The organism is Roseateles sp. P4_D2 (genome assembly GCF_056401875.1).
Genome location: NZ_JBFUIM010000008.1, coordinates 92,968 through 113,618 on the forward strand (window position 1 = coordinate 92,968; position 20,651 = coordinate 113,618).

The window sequence follows — 20,651 nt, forward strand, 5'->3', positions numbered from 1 at the left end:
CTTGCGTCAGCCCTGCTTGCGCTGGCGACGGTAGCCGAGGAAGCCTGCGGCAGCCAGACCGCCCAACAGCATGGCGGTGCTGCTCGGCTCGGGCACCGGCGCAAAGTTCAGCGATCCGCCGCCCTGGCGAATGCGGAAGCCGCCCGCGAACGGCTCGACCTGTGACGGCGTGTTGGAGAAGGCCGTCAGCGCGACCGAATAGAAGGGATCGGGTGAGAAGAACGTCGGCTGGTTCAGCGCCACCGTCAGCATGGCGTTGGCCGAGGGGCTGAAGGTGCCGCCGCCAGTCGGCACCGTCAGCACGCTGCCCGAGATCAAGGTGCCGCTGGCCAGTGCCATTTCACCGCTGGCTGTTTCGGTGGGCGTGTTGCCGCTGAAGCCGAAGGTCGCTGTGCCGTTGTAGCCGTACAGCGTGTAGGTCAAGGTCGTGAAGTTGCCGAAATTGAACGTCGTGGTCGGATCGTTCGTCGTCGTCGTGCCGGTACCGGTGAAGGCGAGATACAGCCCGTAGTCGGTGTTCAGGCCGGTGGGTGTGAGGGCGTTGCCGCCGAGCTGGAAGCCGGTGACGGGCAGATAGCCGGTCTCGGTGAAGTTGCCCAGTGCGTCGATGGTGACGGTGGAATAGTCCGAGATCAGTACAGCAGTCGCATGGAGCGGCGTCTGCGCGCGCACTCACACATGTCCCCCCAACACCACCCCCAATACCTTGAGCCAACGACTCAACGACTTCGGGCATGAAGGAACCCCCCCCACCAGCGCGCTTGCATCCCGGCTGTTAGCTCCTCTAGCGAAGGAACCAAGCCGTTCCGCGGCCATGCTTGAGGCATTGATCTGGTCCCACGCGCCAAGCAGGAGCGGACCTCCTTCGTTGGCCGTCGGGACCATGCTGCACTGTCTGCAACGACGGCGGCACTTGAGCCTCAACCGCCAAGCGTCACGCTTTTTCGAGAAGGTAGGCGACGGATGCGGGGGGCAGTTTCTCCACGAACGTCGTTCGGTGATAAGGCGTCCGCCATGACAACAAGTTGCATACCAATTGGTCGAGTTTCACAGTGAAATAATTGTTGTAAGCATCAACACCAATTTTTGTTGCAATTATTGGGATGGGCCGGAAATCATAAAAAGACCGGCGCGCGACCTTGAAACCAGCCTCGTCAATTATCTTATCAAATATGTCGATTGGAATTCCCCGCTCGTTAGCAGTGAGGCCGGCCCTCGGCTTCCTCCAGTCGCCCATTGAAACAATTGGCTCTCGAATACAGAAAGAGCCGCCGACAGATAGGCATCGGTAAATCTCCTTCATTACGTGCGAAACATTGGGCACGTGGTGCATTACTCCGAAGCACGTAATTAAGTCGAAACGGTTGCTCTCAAAGGGAAAATCCCCAGATACGTTCGGCTTTACATAGGTTGTAGGTGTTTGGCCAATCGTCGAGTCCATAGCGAACGCGTCGGATGGCTCAAGAATCATTATGCTTTGCAAGCGGTCAGCTATCGGAATCAATTCGTCGCCGTAGGCACTACCAATGCCGAGCGCTTCTTTGAATCTCTTCCCTCTGAGAAATTTGTAGAACAGCTCATTATTTAATGCGTGATACTCATAACGATAGTTCGATTTGTCCTTTGCGCCAAGATTTGCATACCCATCTTCCTCGCTTTTGAACCAATCCATTATCTGCGGAGGCGTCAAATCATCTCCGTAGAGCCTTTTGCCAGAAATATATAGCTCAAATTTTCCGTCATCCATCAAGCTTCTCCTAACTGCCATAGCGAAGAATTACCATTGGCATAGTGACATTGGCATAGTGACATTGGCATAGTGACATTGACATGATTTCAGCCAAGAGTTCGCCTCACACTTATCAAAAGACGCCTCGCGGGTGAATTGAAGCACCTCTAGCACACCGACATTGCTGCCGCCATGGCTTACAACTAACTAGCTCTTTGCTCGCCGCGATCGGTGGTATTGATGCTCCCCACATCATTCGCTACGACATCTGAATGCGCCTAACCGGAATTGTGCTCAGGCATATTCGTCCACCCGTCGTTTCCAAGGTTGCCCTCTGACGACCCAGTGCCAGGATTTCCGGCCACAGTGCAGCGCCATGCCTTAGGCAGTCCTACCGCCGAAGCCAGCTGGATAACACGGTCACCGACCGCCCAAAGTCCAGAACCGGTCGGAGCTGCGGTGCCGTACTGACTGATTACCCCGCCTGTTCCCGGATCGTGCTCCACTACGCAGCCCAACTCATTCGTTTCGTCAACGACTGTCCCAAGATTTCCCGAGGCAGCCCCTGTGAAGGCGATCGACTGGAGATTACGACGGATCGGCCTGCGTTTCTCCATGAGCGTTATTAGTTACATAGCCGCTGCGCATCGGACCGGTGCTGGTCTAATTTCCACGGACACCTCGATAGGTGGAATTCACCTGGACGAGGGACATGAGCAAGAGACAACGAAGGTACTTCGACGCGGCATTCAAGCTGCAGGTCGTGCAGATGATTCGCGAGCATGGCCTGGGCGTGAGCGAGGTCTGCCGCGACATGAAGCTGGGCGAGCCTCGCCATGAGGCGGTGGCAAGATCAGGCCCAGCTCGATGAAGAGGCGACCGGCCGGCCTGGCATCGGCAAGCCGCTCACCGCAGAGCAGCAGCGCATCCGTCAGCTTGAAGCCGAGAACAAGCAGCTGCGAGGCGACGTCGACATCCTAAAAAAGCATCGGCCTTCTTCGCCCGGGAACTGCGCTGAGTCACCGACTCGTCGAGCAGTTGAGCAAGAAGGCCATCACTGTGGGCCGCCGCACGCAACTCAAGGCAGGGTTCGCCGCCAGCGGCCGGGTGTACGGCAGCCGCTGGCTGTGTGCGGCGCTGCGCGCCAAGGGTCCGCGGCTGGGGCGACACGGTGCGTCGGCTGATGCGCGAGCACCGGCTGCACGCGCTGTGGAGGCGCAAGTTCATTCACACCACCGTCAGTGGCCATGTGTTGCCCGTCTCCGACAACGTGCTGGCGAGGCGCTTTGATCCCAGCGGCCCCAACCAGGCCTGGGTGAGCGGCATCACCTACATCCGCACGCGCAGCGGCTGGCTGTACCTGGCGGTAGTGCTGGACCTGTACGCGCGCAAAGTCGTGGGTGGGCGATGGCACCGAGCATGCACGCCGAGTTGGTCTGCGCGGCGTTGCAACTGGCCATCGCGCAACGTCACCCGGCGCCAGGGCTGATCGTGCATTCGGACCGGGGCAGTCAGTACGCCAGTGCGCTGCATCAGGGGCTTCTGGCTCGCTACGGCCTGGTCGGCACATGAGCCGCAAGGGCAACTGCTGGGACAACGCGGTGATGGAGCGCTTCTTCCTGAGCCTCAAGACCGAGCGCGTCTGGCAACGCGCCTGCGCCAACCACTCCGAGGCCATGACCGACATCGCCGACTACACCGTGGACTTCTACAACAGCGTGCGCCCGCACTCAAACTGGGCAACCTGCTACCCAATGCCTTCGAGCAGCAATCGGCAGTCAAACAACCTATCGCTGTGTCCGAGAAAACTTGATCAGCACAATACGCCGCCCCGACGACGTACGTACGGGGAAGTGGGGCCGTCCCGTACGTGCGGGCAGAGGCGCGCTCCGTAGGCGCCTTGGGGGTAAGAAGCGCGTAAGAAGCGCTATAGGCCGCCACTGAAGCTTAGAAAGCAGAAAAGCCACCGCTAGGGTGGCTTTCGTGTCTAAGTGCTTTCGCGCTTGGACTATTTTTGGTGGCGCTTCAGGGACTCGAACCCCGGACCTGTGGATTATGATTCCATCGCTCTAACCAACTGAGCTAAAGCGCCTGAGCCGGCTATTCTAAGCGAAGTTTTTGGAGGCTGGCAAGCTGTCGCGAAAGATCACAGCGTGGGCTCGCGCAGGTAGGCTTGCAGCGGCTTGCCCGGCAGGCGCTTCAGGCCCTCGACGACCCGGGTGGCGTTGAACACGGCGCCGGCGTCATTGGTGTGGGTGCGGGCGTCGGCGAAATAGGCGTCGACGCGCTCGGCACCGATGACGCGATAGGCCTCGGTCACCAGCATCGTCAGGTCGATGAACTGGGCGCCGTTCTCGCGCGCCACCTGCTCGCCCCAGGCGGTGTAGTTCTCGAAGTCGCGCGGCTGGCCCGTCTGCCAGCGGTCCTTGTGCGGGATGGGCGACAACACAATAACGCTCGCGCCCTTGGCCTTGGCATCGCTGATGAAGCGCGCGAGATACCAGCCGAAGCTCTGCACCATCTCCCTGCTGCCATCAGGCTTGGTGTCTTCCACGGCTTCGGGGCCGATGCCGGGCACGGAGCCCCGGTTCTTGCCCGCCGGGTCGCCGATGCGGGCGCCGTCGTTGTGGCCGAACTGGATCAGCAGCGTGTCGCCGGCCTTGAGCTGGTCGAGCACCGAGGCCCAGCGGCCTTCGGTGAAGAAGGTGCGGCTGCTGCGGCCGCCGATGGCGTTGTTGACGACGTTGATGCGCTGGGTGTCGAAGAAGGGTGCGAGTCGCTCACCCCAGCCATAGGCGCCGTTCTGGCCACCGCTGCGCACGGTGGAGTCCCCAATCAGCACGAGGCTGGGCAACTTGGGATCGCGAGGTGCTTCGACCTTGACCTTGCGGGCGTCGACGACAGGCCGGTCGTCTGAGCCGTCGGGCGCGAAGCGACGGGTGTAGAAGGCGTCCGGCAGCACCTTGTTCTGGATCAGCCCGGCGATGACGAGCTGCGCGTTGACCGCCGCGCCGAGCCAGTTGGTGTGTACGGTCTCCTGCGGCGTGTCGGCAGGGAAGAGCTTCTCGACCGTGGCCTTGCCGAGCGCCTCATAGCGCAACGCGCCCCATTCGTTGAGGTCGATGAAGGTCACGCCCTCCTGCCTGGCCACCTCGGCGGCCCAAGCCGCGAAATTACCGCCGGCGCGCGTCACCTTCACACCATCAGCCTCCCAGCGCTTGCGGATCACGGGCGAGCAGACGACGGGTGTGGCGCCGGCCGCGCGGATCTCGGCGATGTAGCCACGCAGGTAGGCGCCGTAGGTGTAGACCGTCTCCGGCTTGCCGGTCAGCTGGTTGTCGATGTCTTCCTTCTCCGACCCCGTGCCGCGCAACACGCCGCGGGCGCGGCTGTTGTCGTTGACGGGGCTGGCGTCGTTGTGGCCGAACTGCATGACGACCCAGTCGCCTCGCTTGATGAAGGGCTTGGTGCGGTCCCAATGGCCGCTGCTGCGATAGGTGCGGCTGGAGAGGCCGCCCACGGCGCGGTTGACGACGTTGATCTTGTTCGTGTCGAAGTAGGCGGCGATCGGGTTGCCCCAACCCCACTGACCTTCGGCTCCCTTGCCCTGGCCGTCGTCCTGACCGTTGCGCACTGTCGAGTCGCCGATGAGGATCAGCGACGGCAGTTCGGGCTTGGCTGGCTCGGGCAGCTTGACCTGGGCGCGGGCGGGGTCGGTGCTGGCGGTGAAGGTCTGGGCCTGTGTCAGGGGCAAGGCGAACAGTGAGAGCAAGGCGATGAGCGTGCGGATCATGGCGCGCATGCTAGGAGCAGGCCGGGCCAGGACGGCGCAAGTTCTTGAGCGATTGAGGCCCAGCAACATCGCGCAACAGAGCGAGTCCTAGAGTCGCGCCACTTCTACCGGGCACCCATCATGTCGCTTCGCAAGACCTCCCTGCTGCTGTGCCTGCTGTTGGCCACGGCGTCCACCTGGGCACAGATCGGCCAGCGCTTCCCGTCCGAGAAGCGCGTCGTGCCCGACCCCGTCACCGGCGCGCTGCTGACCTTCCTGACCACACAGCCGCGCGGCGACTCCAAGATCTACCCCAGCCATCCGCAGTGGACGGCCGACGGCCAGTGGCTGGTGTTCCGCTCCAACCGCGTCAAGGGCGAAGCCATCGCCGTCAGCGAGGCCAGCGGCGAGATGGTGCAGGTCACCGAGGGCGGCTACGACGGCATGCTCAACCTCGCGCAGTCGGGCGGCAACAAGCTCTACTTCCTGCGGCCCGACAGGAAGGGCGCCCCCAAGGCCATGCAGGCCATCGAGGTCGACCTGGACCGCGTCTTCGCCGACAGCCGCGCCGGCATGATCAAGCCGGCCAGCAGCTACCAGCGCGTCATCGGCACGCTGCCGCCCGAGCTGGAGGCCGTAGGCGACAACGCGCTGGATGCCGACGGCCAGTGGTTCTACTTCCGCATCCAGGGCAAGGCCTACGCCGGTGCCCGCCTGCCCGCTGGTACCAAGATCGAGCCACCTTTCGGCCCGCGCGGCATGGGTGCCGGGCCGCATGCCATCGGCAAGATCAATGTGCAGACGGGCGAGATCCGCCACGTCGTCTCGGTGCCCTTCCAGATCGGCCACATCCAGAGCAACAGCTGGAACCCGGGCGAACTGGTGTTCAGCTGGGAGACGGGCGGCAAGTCACCGCAGCGGACCTGGACGGTCAAGGGCGACGGCACCGGCCTGCGGCCGCTCTACCCCGAAGCACCGTATGAATGGGTCACGCACGAGGCCTTCATCGGCAAGGACGAGGTGGCGCTGGCCATCATGGGCCACCGCGCTATTCCCGGCGTCGTTGATCCGAACCGGCCGGCCGCCACCGACGTGGGCGGCGCCAACCCCGGTCAGGACGCCGCCTGGGGCGATGCCGGCACGCGCGAGAAGCCGACGGGCCTGGCCATCGTCAACCTGCGCACGCGGGAGATGACGATTGCCGGCCAGACGCCCTCGGGCAGCGGCCTGTGGCATGTCCACGGCTCGTCAGACGGGCGCTTTGCGGTTGGCGACGACTTCAGCCGCAGCCTCTACCTGATCGACCGCAAGACGCGCGAAATGATCCTGCTGACCACCGGCCACAAGACCACGGCGCGCGACCACCCGCACCCGACCTTCAGCCCGGACGGCAAGAAGATCCAGATCCAGTCCGCCATGCTCGCCGCCGACGGACGCGAGATGAATATCTGCATCGTGCCGGTACCCCAAGCTTGGGTCGAGCGCAAGCCGTGAGCCTGTACGCTGACGGTTCGACGCCAATATTCAAATATTGATATTCGATTCGTTCGAATGAAACCGTCGCGGGCGGGTTTGTTGATATTGAAAATCAGGCGCCATATTGCCTAACGCTCAAATTGCCGGCACGCGGCTGGCGCATGGCCGCATCACTGGCCATTGGGCCGTTGCGCGCTCAGCCGCTGGGCCGGGTTAATCAGGAATTTGAGCGAATCTGCGCCTTTCAAGGGTTTTTGCGGAGTCAAAGCAATCACGGTCGTGATTCTTTGCCGGCGTGTGAACACAGCGCAAAACCGGCCCCTAGACTGTCTTCGGGGCATTAAAGAGAGCCTTTTCGAGTTCTCCCCGGTTGATATTTTCGGAGACAGACAAAATGCTGAAGAAGATTCACGGTGGTTCGCCGGTTTCGCGTTGGACGCCGCTGGCCCTGGCTATCTCGGCGGTCCTGGCCGGCCAGGCGCACGCCCAGCAGCCCGCCGCGCCGGCTGATGCCGCTTCGGCACCTGCGGCCGCCGACAAGGCCAAGGCCCAGCAGCTCGACACGGTCACCGTCACCGGCATCCGCCGCTCCATCCAGAGCGCCATCGACCGCAAGAAGAATGCGTCGACCGTCAGCGACAGCATCGTTGCGGAAGACATCGACCAGTTCCCGGACAAGAACGTCGGCGAGGCGTTGTCGCGCATCACCGGCGTGCAGCTGTCGCGCCAGTTCGGCGAAGGCTCGCAGGTGTCCATCCGCGGTGTCGAGCCCGACCTGAACCGCGTCGAGATCAACGGCATGTCGGTGCTCGGTACCAACGGCGGCGCGGGCCGCGGGGCCGAGTTGCGCGAGCTGGCGTCGGAGCTGATTTCCTCCATCGACGTCATCAAGGGTTCCACGGCCGACCTGACCGAAGGCGGCATCGGCGGCACCGTGCGCATCACGACGCGCAAGCCGCTCGACTTCACCAAGCGCACCATCGCTGGTACGTTGGCGGCCGAGCAGGGCAGTCTGCGCGGCGGCATGCAGCCGCGCGGCACGCTGCTGCTGGCCGACAAATTCCTGGACGGCAAGCTCGGCCTCATGGCCAACCTGGTCTACGACAAGATCTACACGCGCGGTGACTTCTCCCGCAACACCTCCTGGGCCTTCCTGCGCGACTGGGACTTCTCGGCCGACAAGACCGTCACCAGCCTGAACGCCAATGCGGCGGCTGTCACCACGTCGGCCGGCTGCAGCAGCCTGGCTGCCGCTGACCAGGCGCCTTGCCGCAGCCAGTGGTTCGACTACTCGCCGCGCATCTCGCGCTACGGCATCTGGACCCGCGACCACAAGCGCAGCTCCGCCGAGGTGACGGCGCAATACCAGTTCACCAAGGAGCTGGACGCCTACGTGAGCTACCAGGCCAACACGCAGGCCCAGCGGCTCAACGACATGAACTACGGTACCGACTTCTCGGCGGTGACGCGGCTGGCTTCGCCGGGCAATGCGCCGGTCTACCGCGCCGACGCCACGGTGCAGACTGCCGGCACCTGCGTCGCGGCGCCCACCGCCGCCACGCCGGCCGGCATGGTGGTGGAGAACCACCACGTCACGCAGTTCACCGTCGGCAACTGCCTGAACGTGGCGGGCCAGGGCGGCCAGGGCGCGTTCAGCACGTCGGCGCGCGACTTCGCGCTGGACATCGAGTCCAAGTACACCACCGCCGGCTTCAAGTTCAAGAACAACAGCTGGCGCGTCGAAGGGCTGCTGGGCGACTCCAAGTCGGACTACAAGAGCGAGAGCAACAACATCGTGCTGACGCAGAACGCGCCGGGCCTGGTCGTCAAGCTCGACGGCAGCCACCTGCCGCAGTTCACGTTCCCGACGGCCTACAGCCCGGACAACGCGTCGTCCTATGTGCAGGCGCAGCTGCAGTACCGGCCGTCGGCCACGAAGAACACCGAGCGCCAGGGCAAGCTGGACTTCCAGTACAACTTCGACCACAACCTCTTCCAGAGCCTGTGGTTCGGCGGCCAGGCGCGCGAGTCCAGTTCGCGCCAGTACAACGGTGGCGGCTACCTGGTGCAGAACAACGGCAGCCTGACCGCCACCGACGAGGCGGTGGACATCAATGCCCGCACGGCAAACGTCAACCAGACCTTCATCTGGGACCCGCTCTACACCGGCACGGCGCAACGCCCCAACGACGCGCAGACCTACATCAACAGCGGTTTCAAGACGGCGTATGTGACCGGCGCGCGCATGCAGGAGATCGTCAACGCGATCCGCACCAAGTCGCCCGGCACCTTCATGGGCGGCTATGGCGACGTCTCCGGCGTACCCGCCAACTGGACGGCGCCGAACTATGCCGCCACGGTGGCCTCGGGCATCTTCGACACCAGCGACTTCAGCCACAAATACCTGTACTCGACGCCTGGCAACGACGGCAAGACCTATCCGCAGATCCCGGCCTTCGACATCACCGAGAAGGTCAAGGCGGGTTACGTGCGGCTGGACTGGGGCACCGAGATCCTCGGCCTGCCGCTGGATGGCAATGTCGGTGTGCGCTACACCCGCACCGACGTGACCTCGACCGGCCTGCAGACGGACCGTACCTGCAACCCGGCCACGGTGTCGACCTGCTCGCCGCTCGTGAACACGAACAAGGTGGTGTCCATCAGCAACAGCTACAGCGACGTGCTGCCCAGCCTGAACGCCACGTTGCAGCTGATCAACGGCAAGCTGCTGGTCCGCGGTGGTGCGGCCAAGGTGATGGCCCGTCCGGCGATCAATCTGCTGGCGCCCAACGTCACCTGCACGACCGGCAGCGGCGACCCGGCGCGCGGCGGTGACGGCACCGACGACTGCACGGCCGGCAACCCGGAACTCAAGCCCTACCGCGCCACCAAGTACGACCTGAGCGTGGAGTACTACCCCAGCCGCGACACGCAGGTCAGCCTGGCCACGTTCCGCACCGAGATCGGCACCTATGTGCGTACCGGCGTCTACCGGCCGAGCGTGAACTTCTACGGCGACGGTCGGCTGTTCGACGTGACCCAGGCCGTCAATGGCGAGGGTGCCAAGACGCAGGGCATCGAGCTGGCGGGCCGCACGGCCTTGTCCTTCCTGCCGGGCTGGCTGGGCAACTTCGGCGTGGATGCCAACTACACGCGCATGGCGTTCAGCTACGCCAAGGGCAACGAACTCATCAGCCCGCTGGACAACTCGGTTCTGCCTTACCCAGGCATGTCGAAGAATTCCTACAACCTGGGCCTGTGGTACGACGACGGCAACTTCAACGCGCGCCTGGCCTACGCTTATCGCGACAAGTACTACACCGGCGGCAACGACGTGTCGGGCAACCCGAACTTCAGCGACAAGACCGGCTACCTGGACGCCAAGATCCAGTGGAAGGCGACGAAGAACTTCACGCTGGCCCTGGAAGCCAAGAACCTGACCAACCAGGCCGAGCTGACTTATGCCGGCGACCTGGGCCGGCCCAACGAGCTGGCCTGGTCGGGCCGCCGCTACTACGTCACACTGGGCTACAAGCTCTGACCTGAATTGGACTCCCGGGCCGGCATGGCCTCTGTGTTGCGCTGATCGCGCACCGGCCCCCGCCTCCGCTGGGGCCGCTTTTTTTGACCGCCACCATGAGTCTTCTGCGCCATCTCCTCGTCTGCTGCCTGTTGTTGGCCGGCGCAGCTCAAGCACAGCCCAGGCAGATGGAGAGGCTTGATCGCGGCGTCGTTGCGTTGACGACTTCGTCCGGCGTGTTCGTCAGCTGGCGCCTGTTGGGCACCGAGCCGGCCGGCGTGCGTTTCAACGTCTACCGCGACGGCCAGCGCGTCACCCACGAGCCTCAGGCGCTGACCAACCTGGTCGATGCACAAGGCCGCAGCGACAGCCTCTATACCGTGCGCGCCGTTGTGGGCGGCCAGGAGCAGCCTGCGTCCGCCGCCGTCGCGCCGTGGAGCCAGCCCTATCTGCGCGTGCCGCTGCAAAAGCCCGAAGGCGGCGTGACGCCCGACGGCTTGGCCTACCGCTACGAGGCCAACGACGGCGCAGCGGCCGACCTCGACGGCGACGGCCAATACGAACTCGTCGTGAAATGGCAGCCTACCAACGCGCATGACAACTCGCACAAGGGCCACACAGGCCACACGCTGCTGGACGCCTACAAGCTCGACGGCACGCGGCTGTGGCGCATCGACCTTGGCCAGAACATCCGCGCCGGCGCCCACTACACCAGCTTCCTTGCCTACGACTTCGATGGCGACGGCAAGGCCGAAGTGATGATGAAGACGGCCGACGGCACGGTGGATGGCGCGGGCATGGTGATTGGCGACGCCAAGGCCGACTACCGCAACGAGGCGGGCTATGTGCTGGCCGGGCCGGAGTTCCTGACCGTATTCAACGGCCTGACCGGCGCGGCCATGGCCACCGTGAACTACACGCCGCCGCGCGGCGACGTGCAGGCCTGGGGCGATGCCTACGGCAACCGCGTCGACCGCTTCCTGGCCGGTGTGGCCTACCTCGACGGCCAGCGCCCCAGCGCGGTGTTTTCGCGCGGCTACTACACCCGCGCCGTGCTGGCCGCCTGGGACTGGCGCGATGGCAAGCTGACTCAGCGGTGGGTGTTCGACAGCGACGCGGATGCTGCGAGCAAGCCCGCTGCGGGCCAGGGCGCGCATTGGTTCTCGGTGGCCGACGTCAACGGCGACGGCCTGGACGACATCATCTACGGCGCTGCCACCATCTCCGGCACCGGCAAGCTGCTCTACAGCACCGGCCTGTGCCACGGCGACGCGCTGCACGCCAGCGCCTTCGACCCGGCGCGCGAGGGCCAGCAAGTTTTCATGGTCCACGAGACTCCGCGCTGCTACGGCGAGCATGGGCTGGAGATGCACGACGCCGCCACCGGCAAGCTGCTGTGGAGCATGTCCGGCAAGAACACCGACGTAGGCCGCGGTGTCTGCTTCGACATCGACCCGGCCTACCCCGGCGCCGAATGCTGGGGCTCGGTCGGCGGCCTGATGAGCGCGGGCGGCAAGCTCATCAGCGAGCAGCACCCCAACCGCTACAACTTCGCCATCTGGTGGGACGGCGACCTGCTGCGCGAGTCACTGGACCACGTCGCCATCGACAAGTGGAACCCTGCCAGCTTCAAGTTCGAGAACGTGCTGAACGGCAAGAAGTTTGGTGCGGCGTCCAACAACGGCACCAAGGGCAACCCGGTGTTGTCGGCCGACCTGTTCGGCGACTGGCGCGAGGAAGTCGTCTGGCGCAACGAGGACAGCACGGCCCTGCTGGTCTTCTCGACGGCCGTGCCGACTGAGCACCGCCTCGTCACGCTGATGCACGACCCGCAATACCGCGTGCAGGTGGCCGCGCAGAACGCCGGCTACAACCAGCCGCCGCACACCAGCTTCCACCTCGGCCACGGGATGAAGCCGCCGCGCTACTTGGCCGTCACGACGCCATGAAGTTCATTGCGCTGTTGCTGCTGGCACTGCTTGCCGGCTGCGCTGCTCCCGAACCGGCACCGCGGCCGCTCTACCGAGACCCGGTGCTGGACGGCGCGGCCGATGTCTCCCTCGTCTTCAACCGTGGCCTGAAGCGCTGGGAGATGTTCTACACCAACCGTCGCGCGACGATGCGGCTGGACGACCCCAAGGACGTGACCTGGGTGCACGCCACGCCCATCGGCATCGCGACGACGGACGACGGCAACCGCTGGCGCGCGTCGGGCGAGGCGAAGTTCCCTGCCGAGTGCACCGGCGCCACGCTGTGGGCGCCAGAGATCCAGGACTTCGACGGCGTGTACCACCTGTGGCTCACCATCGTGCCCGGCGTGCACAAGAGCTGGACGGGCGAGCGGCGCATCGAGCACCTCACCAGCACGGACCTGCGCAACTGGACCTGCGCCGGCAAGGCGGAGCTGGGCTCGCCCAAGGTCATCGACGCGTCCGTCATCCGCGCGCCGCAGGGCGGCTGGCGCATGTGGTTCAAGGACGAGCAGGGCGGCAGCAAGCTCAAGGTGGCCGACAGCCCCGACATGAAGACCTGGACCGTGCGCGGCCCGGTCAGCCCGCTGCCCGGTGAAGGGCCGACGGTGTTCCAGTTCGCCGGCAAATGGTGGCTGGTGGCCGATCTGTGGAAGGGGCTGCTGGTGCTGCGCTCCGACGACGCCGAGAACTGGCAGGAGCAGCCCACGCGACTGCTGGCCGGCATCGGCGAGCATCCCACCGACCGCGCCAAGGGCCAGCACCCGGGCGTCACCGTTGTCGACGGCCGGGCTTACCTCTTCTACTTCACGCACCAGAGCGGCGAGCCTGAAGCGAAGGCCGACGACCGCTGGCACCAGCGCACCGTCATCCAGGTCGCGGAGATGAAGCTGCAGGACGGCTGGCTGACCGTGGACCGCAACGCGCCGCCGCCCGATCTGCGGTCTGCATTCAAGGCCCGCTGATGCGCGCGCTGCTGCTGGGTCTGTGGATCGGTCTGGCTGGCACCGCGCAAGCCGGGCTCAACGTTGCAACCAAGGCCACGCCGGGCAGCGTGCCGCTCGACGGCGCCGTCATCGTCGCCGCGCCGGATGCCGATCCGCTCGAAGCTTTTGTTGCCCAGGACCTCGCGGATGACCTGAAGCGCCTCGGCCTGCGCGCCAGCATGGGCAACAACAAAGGCGCCGTGCAGATCTGGGTAGGCGCCGCCGGCCACCACGCGGCCATCGACGCATCAGGTCTGGACCTCAGCAAGCTCAAGGGCTGCTGGGAGTGCTTCCAGATCGCGTTGTTGCGCGACCCCGCACCGGGCGTGAAAGCGGCTCTCGTCATCGCCGGCGCCGACCGCCGCGGCACGGCCTATGGTGTCTACACGCTGAGCCAGGCGCTGGGCGTGTCGCCCTGGCATTGGTGGGCGGACGTCGCGCCGCTCAAGCGCGGGCCATTGCATGTCAGCCTGACCGAGCCGCTGCACGACGGCCCCGCCGTGAAGTACCGCGGCCTGTTCATCAACGACGAGGACTGGGGCCTCTTCCCCTGGGCCTCTCGCACCTTCGAGCCCGAGGCCCGCACGATTGGCCCGCGCACCTACGAGCAGGTCTTCCGCCTGCTGCTGCGCCTGAAGGCCAACACGCTGTGGCCGGCCATGCACCAAGTCTCGGGCGCCTTCAACGCCGATCCGCGCAATGCCGAGCTCGCGCAGCGCTATGGCATCGTCATGGGCTCATCCCACGCGGAGCCGATGCTGCGCAACAACGTCGCCGAGTGGAAGGCGCCGGCCGAGCAGTACAACTACGCAACTCATCCCGAACAGGTGCGCGACTACTGGGCCGCGCGGCTGAAGACGAATGGCCGCTTCGACAACCTCTACACGCTGGGCATGCGCGGCATCCACGACTCTGGCATGCAGGGCGGCGGCACGGTGGCCGAGAAGCAGGCGCTGTTGAACCACCTGATTGCCGACCAGCGCGAGCTGCTCGCCAAACATGTGGGCGACCCGACGCAGTTGCCGCAGGTCTTTGTGCCCTACAAGGAAGTGCTGCCTTTGCTGCCCGGGCTGGCCCTGCCCGACGACGTGACGCTGGTCTGGCCCGACGACAACTTCGGCTACATCCGCCAGTTCCCCGACGCGGAGCAGACCAAGCGCTCAGGCGGCTCGGGCGTGTACTACCACCTAAGTTATCTCGGCGCGCCGCTGTCCTATCTGTGGCTGTCCACCACGCCGCCCGCACTCGTCGCCGAAGAAATGGGCCGCGCCTTCGATGCCGGCGCGCAGCGGCTGTGGATCGCCAACGCCGGCGACATCAAGCCGCACGAGGTCAACCTCAGCCACTGGTTCGACCTGGCCTGGAACCCGGCCGCCGTGCGGGCGCAGGGCCAGCAGGCCTACCTTCGTGAGCTGGCGCAGCGGCTCTTCGGCGTTGCTGGCATCGCCGACATCTGGGACGGCTACTACCGCCTCAACTTCGAGCGCCGCCCCGAGCATCTGCAATTCAACCTGCCGGGTGAGCGCATGCGCCGCAGCGGACTCGCACCTGCTGCCGTCGACGAGCGCCTGGGCCGCTTTGCGCGCCTGCTGGAGCGCCTGGATGCCGTACGCCTGCGCGTCACTGCCGCCCAGCGCGACGGCTTCTTCCAACTCGTCGAATACCCGCTGCGCGCCTCGGCCCTGGCCAACGAGCGCTTCTTTGCGTTGGAGCGCTACGCGGCGACGATGGAGCGCGATCCCGCTGGTGCCCGCCGCTTCGCCGCCCAGGCCGTGCGCGCCGATCAGCGCCTCAAGGCCTTGACCGCGCGCTGCAACGGCGGCCGCTGGGCCGGCATCCTGGCCGAGGAACCGGCCGATGGCCTTTGGACCAGCTACCGCCAGCAGGCGCCGTTGCTACCGGCCGCCGGATTGGGTGGCAGCACGGCCGATGCGCTGAGCGACATCGCGAAAGCCGCTGCCGACCTCGCACCCGTGGCCACGGCCGCTGCAGCGCCACCCGCGCTGCGTGTGACCGCCTCGCAGGGCTGGCGCCTCATCCCCGGCCTCGGTCGCGGCGACGGCGTGCTCGCCGCACAGCAGCCCGGCTCGACCTTGGCGCTGCAAGCGCAGGCACCCGCCGGCGCCAGCTGCCTGCGCGTCTACGTGCTCCCCACCTACCCGTTGACCGCAGGCGAGCCCTGGCAGGCTGACGTGGTCGTCGACGGCCAGACCCACCCACTGCGCTGGCCGCGCGGCGTGCAGGACGCCGCCTGGGGGCAGGGCGTGCTGGCCAATCGACTGAGCGCATCCCTGACCCTGCCAGAACGCGCCGCCGGAACGCTGCGGCTGCAACTGGCGGCCGGCCAGCGCGACCTGATGTTCGATGGCGCCGAACTGCTGCCCGGCGCCTGCCGCTCCTGACCGCGAGTCAGAATTCCCAACCTTGTTGACCCCACCTCCCCATGAGAGCACGCATCCCAGTCACGCTGATCCCTTGTCTGCTGGCCCTCACAGGCGCCGCTCATGCGCAGACGACTTGCGTCGCAGATTTCTCGGCGTTCGGCCAGGGGCGGTTTGCCGTCGAGATCAAGGCGAGACCGGACGGACGATTTGATGCGGTGGTCAACGGCAGCACGACGAACGCGGCCACCTCGCCCGTGGACGAAGTCGTCCGCCCCGGCTTGAAACTCGCCGCCGATCCCCATGGCAAGGAGTTCGCGCAGTTCAATGCCGCCGAACGCTCGCTGGTGCACCTGCAGGGTCTTCGCGAATCCCCGAAGACGCGTGACTTCGTCAACCTGCCGTTCTCGCCTGCCGACGTGCGGCGGCTCAGGACGTTCGACCTCATCGGCAAGACGGACAAGTTCGGCGGCCAGGTTCTGATGGAGGCCTTCGACGAGCAGGGTGCCTCGCTCGGCAAGGTGCTCCGCCGCGTGCTCGTCGCAACGTGCCGGTAACCGCTTCTGAGGTGACCTCGTGAAACTTGCTTCGCTCGCCCTTGCCGCCCTGCTCGCCGCCTCGGCCTGCCAAGCCCAGAACCCGCTGGCCCTCGGCAAGGACCTGCGCACCGCCGACCCCTCCGGCCATGTCTGGCCCGACGGCCGCCTGTGGCTCTACACCTCGCACGACGAGGAATGCCAGGCCGACTTCCACATGAAGGACTGGACCGCCTTCTCGTCCACCGACCTCGTCAACTGGACGAACCACGGCGCGGTGCTGTCGGTCAAGGACCTGAAGTGGGCTGACGACTACGCCTGGGCGCCCGACGCGGCCTACAAGAACGGCAGGTACTACCTCGTCTTCCCCGCCGGCACCGGCGTCAAGGACCGCCAGAACCCGAAGAACAGCACCAAGTGGATGGGCATCGGCATCGCCGAGAGCGACTCGCCCGCCGGCCCCTTCAAGGACATGATCGGCGCGCCGCTGTGGCGCAAGCCTTACGCCAATGACCCGGTGCTGTTCGTTGACGACGACGGCCGCGCCTACCTCTACAGCCGCACATCAGGCGTCAACTACCTGGTGGCGGAGATGGCTGACGACATGCGCAGCATCAAGGGCGAACTGCAGAAGATGGACATGGGCGGCTACGAGCCGCCGATGGAAGGCCCGTGGGTGTTCAAGAGGAACGGCCTGTACTACTTCACCATGCCCGAGCACAACCGCATCCTGACCTACTACACGGGCACCTCGCCCAAAGGCCCGTGGACCTACCGCGGCGTCATCATGGACGCCGAGGGCGGCAACAACCACCACTCCATCGTCCAGTACAAAGGCCAGTGGCTGCTGTTCTATCACCGCTGGCTGGACGTCTCCGGTGCGGTCTGTGCAAAGAAGCAGCGGCACGTGGCGGCGGAGTACCTGCACTTCAATGACGACGGCACGATCCGCAAGGTGGAGCGCACGGAGCAAGGCGTGGGCGACTTCCCGCAGCGCGCCGCGAAGCGCTGAGGGGGAGCGATGAACACTGATGAATCGATCAACGCGCTGGCGCGGCAGGCCCGCGCGCATTGGGAGGCCGGGCGCCTCGACGCGGCCGAGGCCTGCTTTGTCCGAGCCATCGCCGCAGCCGGCGGGCAGGCGGGTGTCGCCGACCTGCACGGCCAGCTGGCGGCCGTGATGGACGGTGCCGGCCGTCTGGCCGATGCCGTCGCCCAATCCGAACTGGCGCTGGCGGCAGAACTGGCGCTGGGGCAGGGGGACTCGCAGCCCAGCGTGAAGGTGGCGCGCTACTTTTTGGCGGACCGGCTGCTGCGCCTGGCGGAGACCGGGCGGGCGCTGAAGGTGCTGGCGCCGTCGCTGGCCGCCCTGCCCGATGACTGGCTGCTGAACACCGCGCAGGCCGAGGCGCTGCTGGCCGTCGGCCGCGCCGACGAGGCCAGGGCCGCGGCCCGGCGTGCGCTGGCGAATGCCGGCTCGGACGCCAAGCGTGCCCAGTTGGCCGAACGCCTGCAGGCGGTACTGCGGGATTGATGGCCCGCTCGCTGCCGCCGCTGCAGACGGGTCATCCAGAGCAGCAGTACCTTTAGCCAGCGGCTCGTCCGGTGTCTCTTGTGCCTCGCTCGGCCAGGGTGCGCCACACCGTCATGGTGCGAGCCGTGCGGCTTGGCGGCTTGGGGACTCGCCCGGGCGTCAGCAGGTCCATGGCCTGGATGGCGCGAACCAGGAAGGGCAGGGCGAAGAGCAGCGGCATGGCCAGTAGGCGGAGCGCCTGGGGCGTACCCGCCTGGAACTGGTGCAACTGGTGGACGGAGAACGGCAGCGTGAGCGCGTGCTGCGCGAGTTGCATCGTGACCGACTTGTGCCAATCGGCGTCGACGCCACTCATGGCACAGCGCTGGCGGCGGCTCAGATGAAAGTCCGGCGGGTCGCTGCGCCGCAGTCGCAGGCGCAATTCCGCTTGTGGCACAGCCGGCAGCGAAGCCATGTATTCGTGCGCTTCCAGCGCCAGCTGGAGCCGCGCCGCGTCGGCCAGGATGCCGGTGATGGCCGGGTCCGTCGAAGCGATGCCGCCCAGGATCTTCAGGCGGCGCGTGGCGTCATGCAGTTCCCAGAGCCGGATGCGGAAGCTGCGTTCCGAGTCCGGCACTTGATGACCCGCGATGTACTCAAAGGCGTCATGGGCCTCGATGACGCAGCGCGCCAGGGCGCTCATGGACGGCAGATCCCACAGATCGAGAGGCGGTTGCTGGGTGGGGTCAGGCGCCAGCCGGCGCAAGGCGATGCCGTGGGACAGCAGCTTGGCGAAGATCTGTTCGCCATAGCTGACATGCACAGCCGAGAGGGGCTGGCCGGTCAGGGCCGCGGAAACCGCCTTGCCATGTTCGAGCACGGCGTCGAACTCGCGCAGCTTGGAACGGTAGTCAGCCCAGGTATTGATCTCTTGCAGCATGCTTGCTTTGTTGCCCCGACAAGCGCGCAAGGTTAGGCGAAGTTTGGGTTGCCCAGTTTCTCGCCCATCCAGCGGGCTGCCAGCGCTGGCCATTGATCCTGCGTGCCGGCCAGTTCCCGCAGCGCGAAGCCGTGTTCGGCCTGCGGGAAGACATGGGCCTCGACGTCGAGCCGGTGTTGCTGGGCCGCGGCGATCAGGTTGAGTGCATGGGCGACGGGCACGACGGGGTCGTGCAGCGCATAGGCCAGGAACACCGGGCAGCGCGGCAGGCCGTGGGGCTGGCTGGCAATGCCGATGGGCCAGGCGTCGTAGAAGGCCTGCTTCTCGGGCGGCGGAAAGTCGGGTTTTCCGGCAGGAAACTTGTGATCACGGTGGTTGGCATTGAGAGGCGCGTAGGCGATGACGGCGCCCGCCGATTCCCGCTGACAGGCCATCACGCCGGCCAGATGGCCGCCCGAGGACAGGCCTACGTGCAGCAGCGGCAAACGCGGCAACGTGGCGAGATGTGCCAGTGCCAACAAGCCGTCCTGCAGCGCGATGTCGAAGGGGTGGCCGTCCTGACCGGGCAGGCGATGTACCAGCACATGGGCGTCCAGCCCCAGCGTGTTCAGCCACTGCGCGATCTCGACACCTTCCTTGTCGTGCATCAGCTGCAGGTAGCCGCCGCCGGCATAGACGAGGGCACGGCCGCGCGCCGGTGAGGGCGACGGATAGGCGTGCAGCTCGGCCCGCGTCGGGCGGCGGCAGATGCGGTCGGGCGATTCGCCGTCAAAGACATTCGGCGCGCCGGCTGACAGAGCAATGAGGTTCATCGTTTCTCGGGCAGCGGCAGGCCGAAGTCCGGCATGCCGTCGGCCGTGAACGCCAGCGGCTGTACGCGGGTGGCGCGACCGGTGTCCTTCAGCGGGTCGCCGACGATGTCGCGGTAGTTGCGGGCATGGAAGACGTTCTGCACGCTGCCATCCGGCTCGGTGACGAAGCTGTTGTGGCCGGGGCCGTAAATGCCGTTCTCCGGGCTGCTGGTGAACACCGGGCCGGGCGACTTGCGCCAGTTCTTCGCGTCCAACAGGTCGGCGTTCTCGTCGGCCCACAGCAGGCCCAGGCAGTACTCGGCGCCGGTGCCGGCGGCCGAGTAGGTCATGAAGACGCGGCCGCCGTGGATGAGCACAGCCGGCGCCTCGTTGACGAAGTGGCGCACCTTCTCCCAGGCGTAGTCGGGCTGGCTCAGCCGCACCTGCGGGCCTTGCAGTTCGGTCGGGCTCTTCATGCTTGAGATGAAGATGTCGGTGCTGTGGTTCTTCTTCGCCGGGTCGGTCTGGGCCCAGGCCATGTAGCGCCGGCCGCGATGCTCGAAGACAGTCGCGTCCAGCGTGAACGTCTCCCACTGCGTCCTGATCTGGCCGCGCTCGGTCCACTCGCCCTGCATGGGGTCGGGCGACGCGTTCTCCAGCACCCACAGGCGGATCTTCCACGGCTCCTTCGCTTCACCGGCGCTGAAGTAGATGAACCAGCGGTTGTCGATGAAGTGCAGCTCGGGCGCCCAGACGTGGTGGCTCATCGGGCCCTGCTCGTGCCGGCGCCAGATCACTTTCGGCTCGGCAGTGGCGAGGCCAGCGATGCTGCGCGCGCGGCGCAGCTCCAGGCGGTCGTATTCGGGCACCGTGGCCATCAGGTAGACCCAATCGCCGTGGCGCAGGATCTGCGGGTCGGCGCGCTGGGGGACCAACGGGTTGGGCCAGGATGTGGGCTGGGCGCCGGCGGGCAGGGCCGTGGCGAGCAGTGCAGTGGTCAGCAGCTGGCGGCGGGTGAGGTTTGCAGCAGACATGGT

Annotated in this window: 14 protein-coding genes, 1 tRNA gene and 1 pseudogene; 9 read left to right on the top strand and 7 right to left on the bottom strand. The window is 66.0% G+C overall.

Going from position 1 to position 20,651, the window contains the following annotated elements:
• Nucleotides 1-6: 6 nt before the first annotated feature.
• Nucleotides 7-672 (bottom strand): flocculation-associated PEP-CTERM protein PepA, encoded by a 666-nt coding sequence (gene pepA / locus AC1DW0_RS15890; RefSeq protein ID WP_056203427.1) that lies wholly within the window; start codon nt 670-672, stop codon nt 7-9.
• A gap of 262 nt (nt 673-934) precedes the next feature.
• Complete coding sequence (locus tag AC1DW0_RS15895) at nt 935-1,747, bottom strand: class I SAM-dependent methyltransferase (RefSeq protein ID WP_457389073.1); 813 nt, start codon at nt 1,745-1,747, stop codon at nt 935-937.
• Nucleotides 1,748-2,441: 694 nt separating this feature from the next.
• Here AC1DW0_RS15895 and AC1DW0_RS15900 point away from each other — a divergent pair.
• Nucleotides 2,442-3,542, top strand: a pseudogene (locus AC1DW0_RS15900) (IS3 family transposase).
• Nucleotides 3,543-3,744: 202 nt separating this feature from the next.
• Here the strand turns inward: AC1DW0_RS15900 and AC1DW0_RS15905 are convergent.
• Nucleotides 3,745-3,821, bottom strand: a tRNA-Met gene (locus AC1DW0_RS15905).
• 54 nt (nt 3,822-3,875) lie between these two features.
• Entirely contained in the window at nt 3,876-5,522 is a 1,647-nt protein-coding gene (locus tag AC1DW0_RS15910; protein WP_477946809.1) for a rhamnogalacturonan acetylesterase, read from the bottom strand.
• A gap of 120 nt (nt 5,523-5,642) precedes the next feature.
• On the opposite strand from AC1DW0_RS15910, the gene AC1DW0_RS15915 reads away from it, so the two are divergent.
• The 8 genes from AC1DW0_RS15915 (at nt 5,643) to AC1DW0_RS15950 (ending at nt 17,904) form a co-directional block, all read left to right on the top strand.
• Nucleotides 5,643-6,995 carry a TolB-like translocation protein gene (locus AC1DW0_RS15915; RefSeq protein ID WP_477946811.1) on the top strand — a complete coding sequence of 451 codons (1,353 nt, stop codon included), beginning with the start codon at nt 5,643-5,645 and terminating at the stop codon, nt 6,993-6,995.
• A gap of 376 nt (nt 6,996-7,371) precedes the next feature.
• On the top strand, nt 7,372-10,518 hold the full coding sequence (locus AC1DW0_RS15920) for a TonB-dependent receptor (protein WP_477946813.1): 3,147 nt from the start codon (nt 7,372-7,374) through the stop codon (nt 10,516-10,518).
• A 95-nt stretch (nt 10,519-10,613) separates the two neighbouring features.
• On the top strand, nt 10,614-12,446 hold the full coding sequence (locus AC1DW0_RS15925) for a rhamnogalacturonan lyase (protein ID WP_477946815.1): 1,833 nt from the start codon (nt 10,614-10,616) through the stop codon (nt 12,444-12,446).
• Nucleotides 12,443-13,432, top strand: a complete 990-nt coding sequence (locus tag AC1DW0_RS15930; protein ID WP_457349996.1) for a glycoside hydrolase family protein — start codon at nt 12,443-12,445, stop codon at nt 13,430-13,432. Before AC1DW0_RS15925 ends, AC1DW0_RS15930 begins: the two co-directional genes overlap by 4 nt.
• Nucleotides 13,432-15,855, top strand: a complete 2,424-nt coding sequence (locus AC1DW0_RS15935; protein ID WP_477946817.1) for a glycosyl hydrolase 115 family protein — start codon at nt 13,432-13,434, stop codon at nt 15,853-15,855. The genes AC1DW0_RS15930 and AC1DW0_RS15935 overlap by 1 nt, the downstream gene beginning before the upstream one ends.
• Before the next feature lie 41 nt (nt 15,856-15,896).
• Nucleotides 15,897-16,391: a hypothetical protein gene (locus AC1DW0_RS15940; protein ID WP_477946820.1), complete on the top strand. Its 495-nt coding sequence runs from the start codon at nt 15,897-15,899 to the stop codon at nt 16,389-16,391.
• A 19-nt stretch (nt 16,392-16,410) separates the two neighbouring features.
• The gene (locus tag AC1DW0_RS15945; RefSeq protein ID WP_477946822.1) at nt 16,411-17,382 is read left to right on the top strand and encodes a family 43 glycosylhydrolase; all 972 of its coding nucleotides are present in this window, start codon (nt 16,411-16,413) and stop codon (nt 17,380-17,382) included.
• A 9-nt stretch (nt 17,383-17,391) separates the two neighbouring features.
• A complete protein-coding gene (locus AC1DW0_RS15950) occupies nt 17,392-17,904 on the top strand; it encodes a hypothetical protein (RefSeq protein ID WP_477946824.1) in 513 nt (170 codons plus the stop codon).
• A 52-nt stretch (nt 17,905-17,956) separates the two neighbouring features.
• Here the strand turns inward: AC1DW0_RS15950 and AC1DW0_RS15955 are convergent, their stop codons facing one another.
• Genes AC1DW0_RS15955 through AC1DW0_RS15965 form a run of 3 tightly spaced genes read right to left on the bottom strand, consistent with a single transcriptional unit; the run spans nt 17,957 to nt 20,648 of the window.
• Nucleotides 17,957-18,823 carry a hypothetical protein gene (locus tag AC1DW0_RS15955; RefSeq protein ID WP_056203458.1) on the bottom strand — a complete coding sequence of 289 codons (867 nt, stop codon included), beginning with the start codon at nt 18,821-18,823 and terminating at the stop codon, nt 17,957-17,959.
• 32 nt (nt 18,824-18,855) lie between these two features.
• Nucleotides 18,856-19,635, bottom strand: coding sequence for an alpha/beta hydrolase (locus AC1DW0_RS15960; protein WP_477946826.1), 780 nt, complete (start codon nt 19,633-19,635; stop codon nt 18,856-18,858).
• Nucleotides 19,632-20,648: a glycoside hydrolase family 43 protein gene (locus AC1DW0_RS15965; protein ID WP_477946828.1), complete on the bottom strand. Its 1,017-nt coding sequence runs from the start codon at nt 20,646-20,648 to the stop codon at nt 19,632-19,634. Before AC1DW0_RS15965 ends, AC1DW0_RS15960 begins: the two co-directional genes overlap by 4 nt.
• Nucleotides 20,649-20,651 lie beyond the last annotated feature (3 nt).

Coding starts and splice junctions, on each gene's coding strand:
- AC1DW0_RS15925 (WP_477946815.1), top strand. CDS start 10,614: ATGAGTCTTCTGCGCCATCTCCTCGTCTGCTGCCTGTTGTTGGCCGGC.
- AC1DW0_RS15915 (WP_477946811.1), top strand. CDS start 5,643: ATGTCGCTTCGCAAGACCTCCCTGCTGCTGTGCCTGCTGTTGGCCACG.
- AC1DW0_RS15920 (WP_477946813.1), top strand. CDS start 7,372: ATGCTGAAGAAGATTCACGGTGGTTCGCCGGTTTCGCGTTGGACGCCG.
- AC1DW0_RS15965 (WP_477946828.1), bottom strand. CDS start 20,648: ATGTCTGCTGCAAACCTCACCCGCCGCCAGCTGCTGACCACTGCACTG.
- AC1DW0_RS15895 (WP_457389073.1), bottom strand. CDS start 1,747: ATGGATGACGGAAAATTTGAGCTATATATTTCTGGCAAAAGGCTCTAC.
- AC1DW0_RS15960 (WP_477946826.1), bottom strand. CDS start 19,635: ATGAACCTCATTGCTCTGTCAGCCGGCGCGCCGAATGTCTTTGACGGC.
- AC1DW0_RS15935 (WP_477946817.1), top strand. CDS start 13,432: ATGCGCGCGCTGCTGCTGGGTCTGTGGATCGGTCTGGCTGGCACCGCG.
- AC1DW0_RS15940 (WP_477946820.1), top strand. CDS start 15,897: ATGAGAGCACGCATCCCAGTCACGCTGATCCCTTGTCTGCTGGCCCTC.
- AC1DW0_RS15955 (WP_056203458.1), bottom strand. CDS start 18,823: ATGCTGCAAGAGATCAATACCTGGGCTGACTACCGTTCCAAGCTGCGC.
- AC1DW0_RS15950 (WP_477946824.1), top strand. CDS start 17,392: ATGAACACTGATGAATCGATCAACGCGCTGGCGCGGCAGGCCCGCGCG.
- AC1DW0_RS15930 (WP_457349996.1), top strand. CDS start 12,443: ATGAAGTTCATTGCGCTGTTGCTGCTGGCACTGCTTGCCGGCTGCGCT.
- AC1DW0_RS15910 (WP_477946809.1), bottom strand. CDS start 5,522: ATGATCCGCACGCTCATCGCCTTGCTCTCACTGTTCGCCTTGCCCCTG.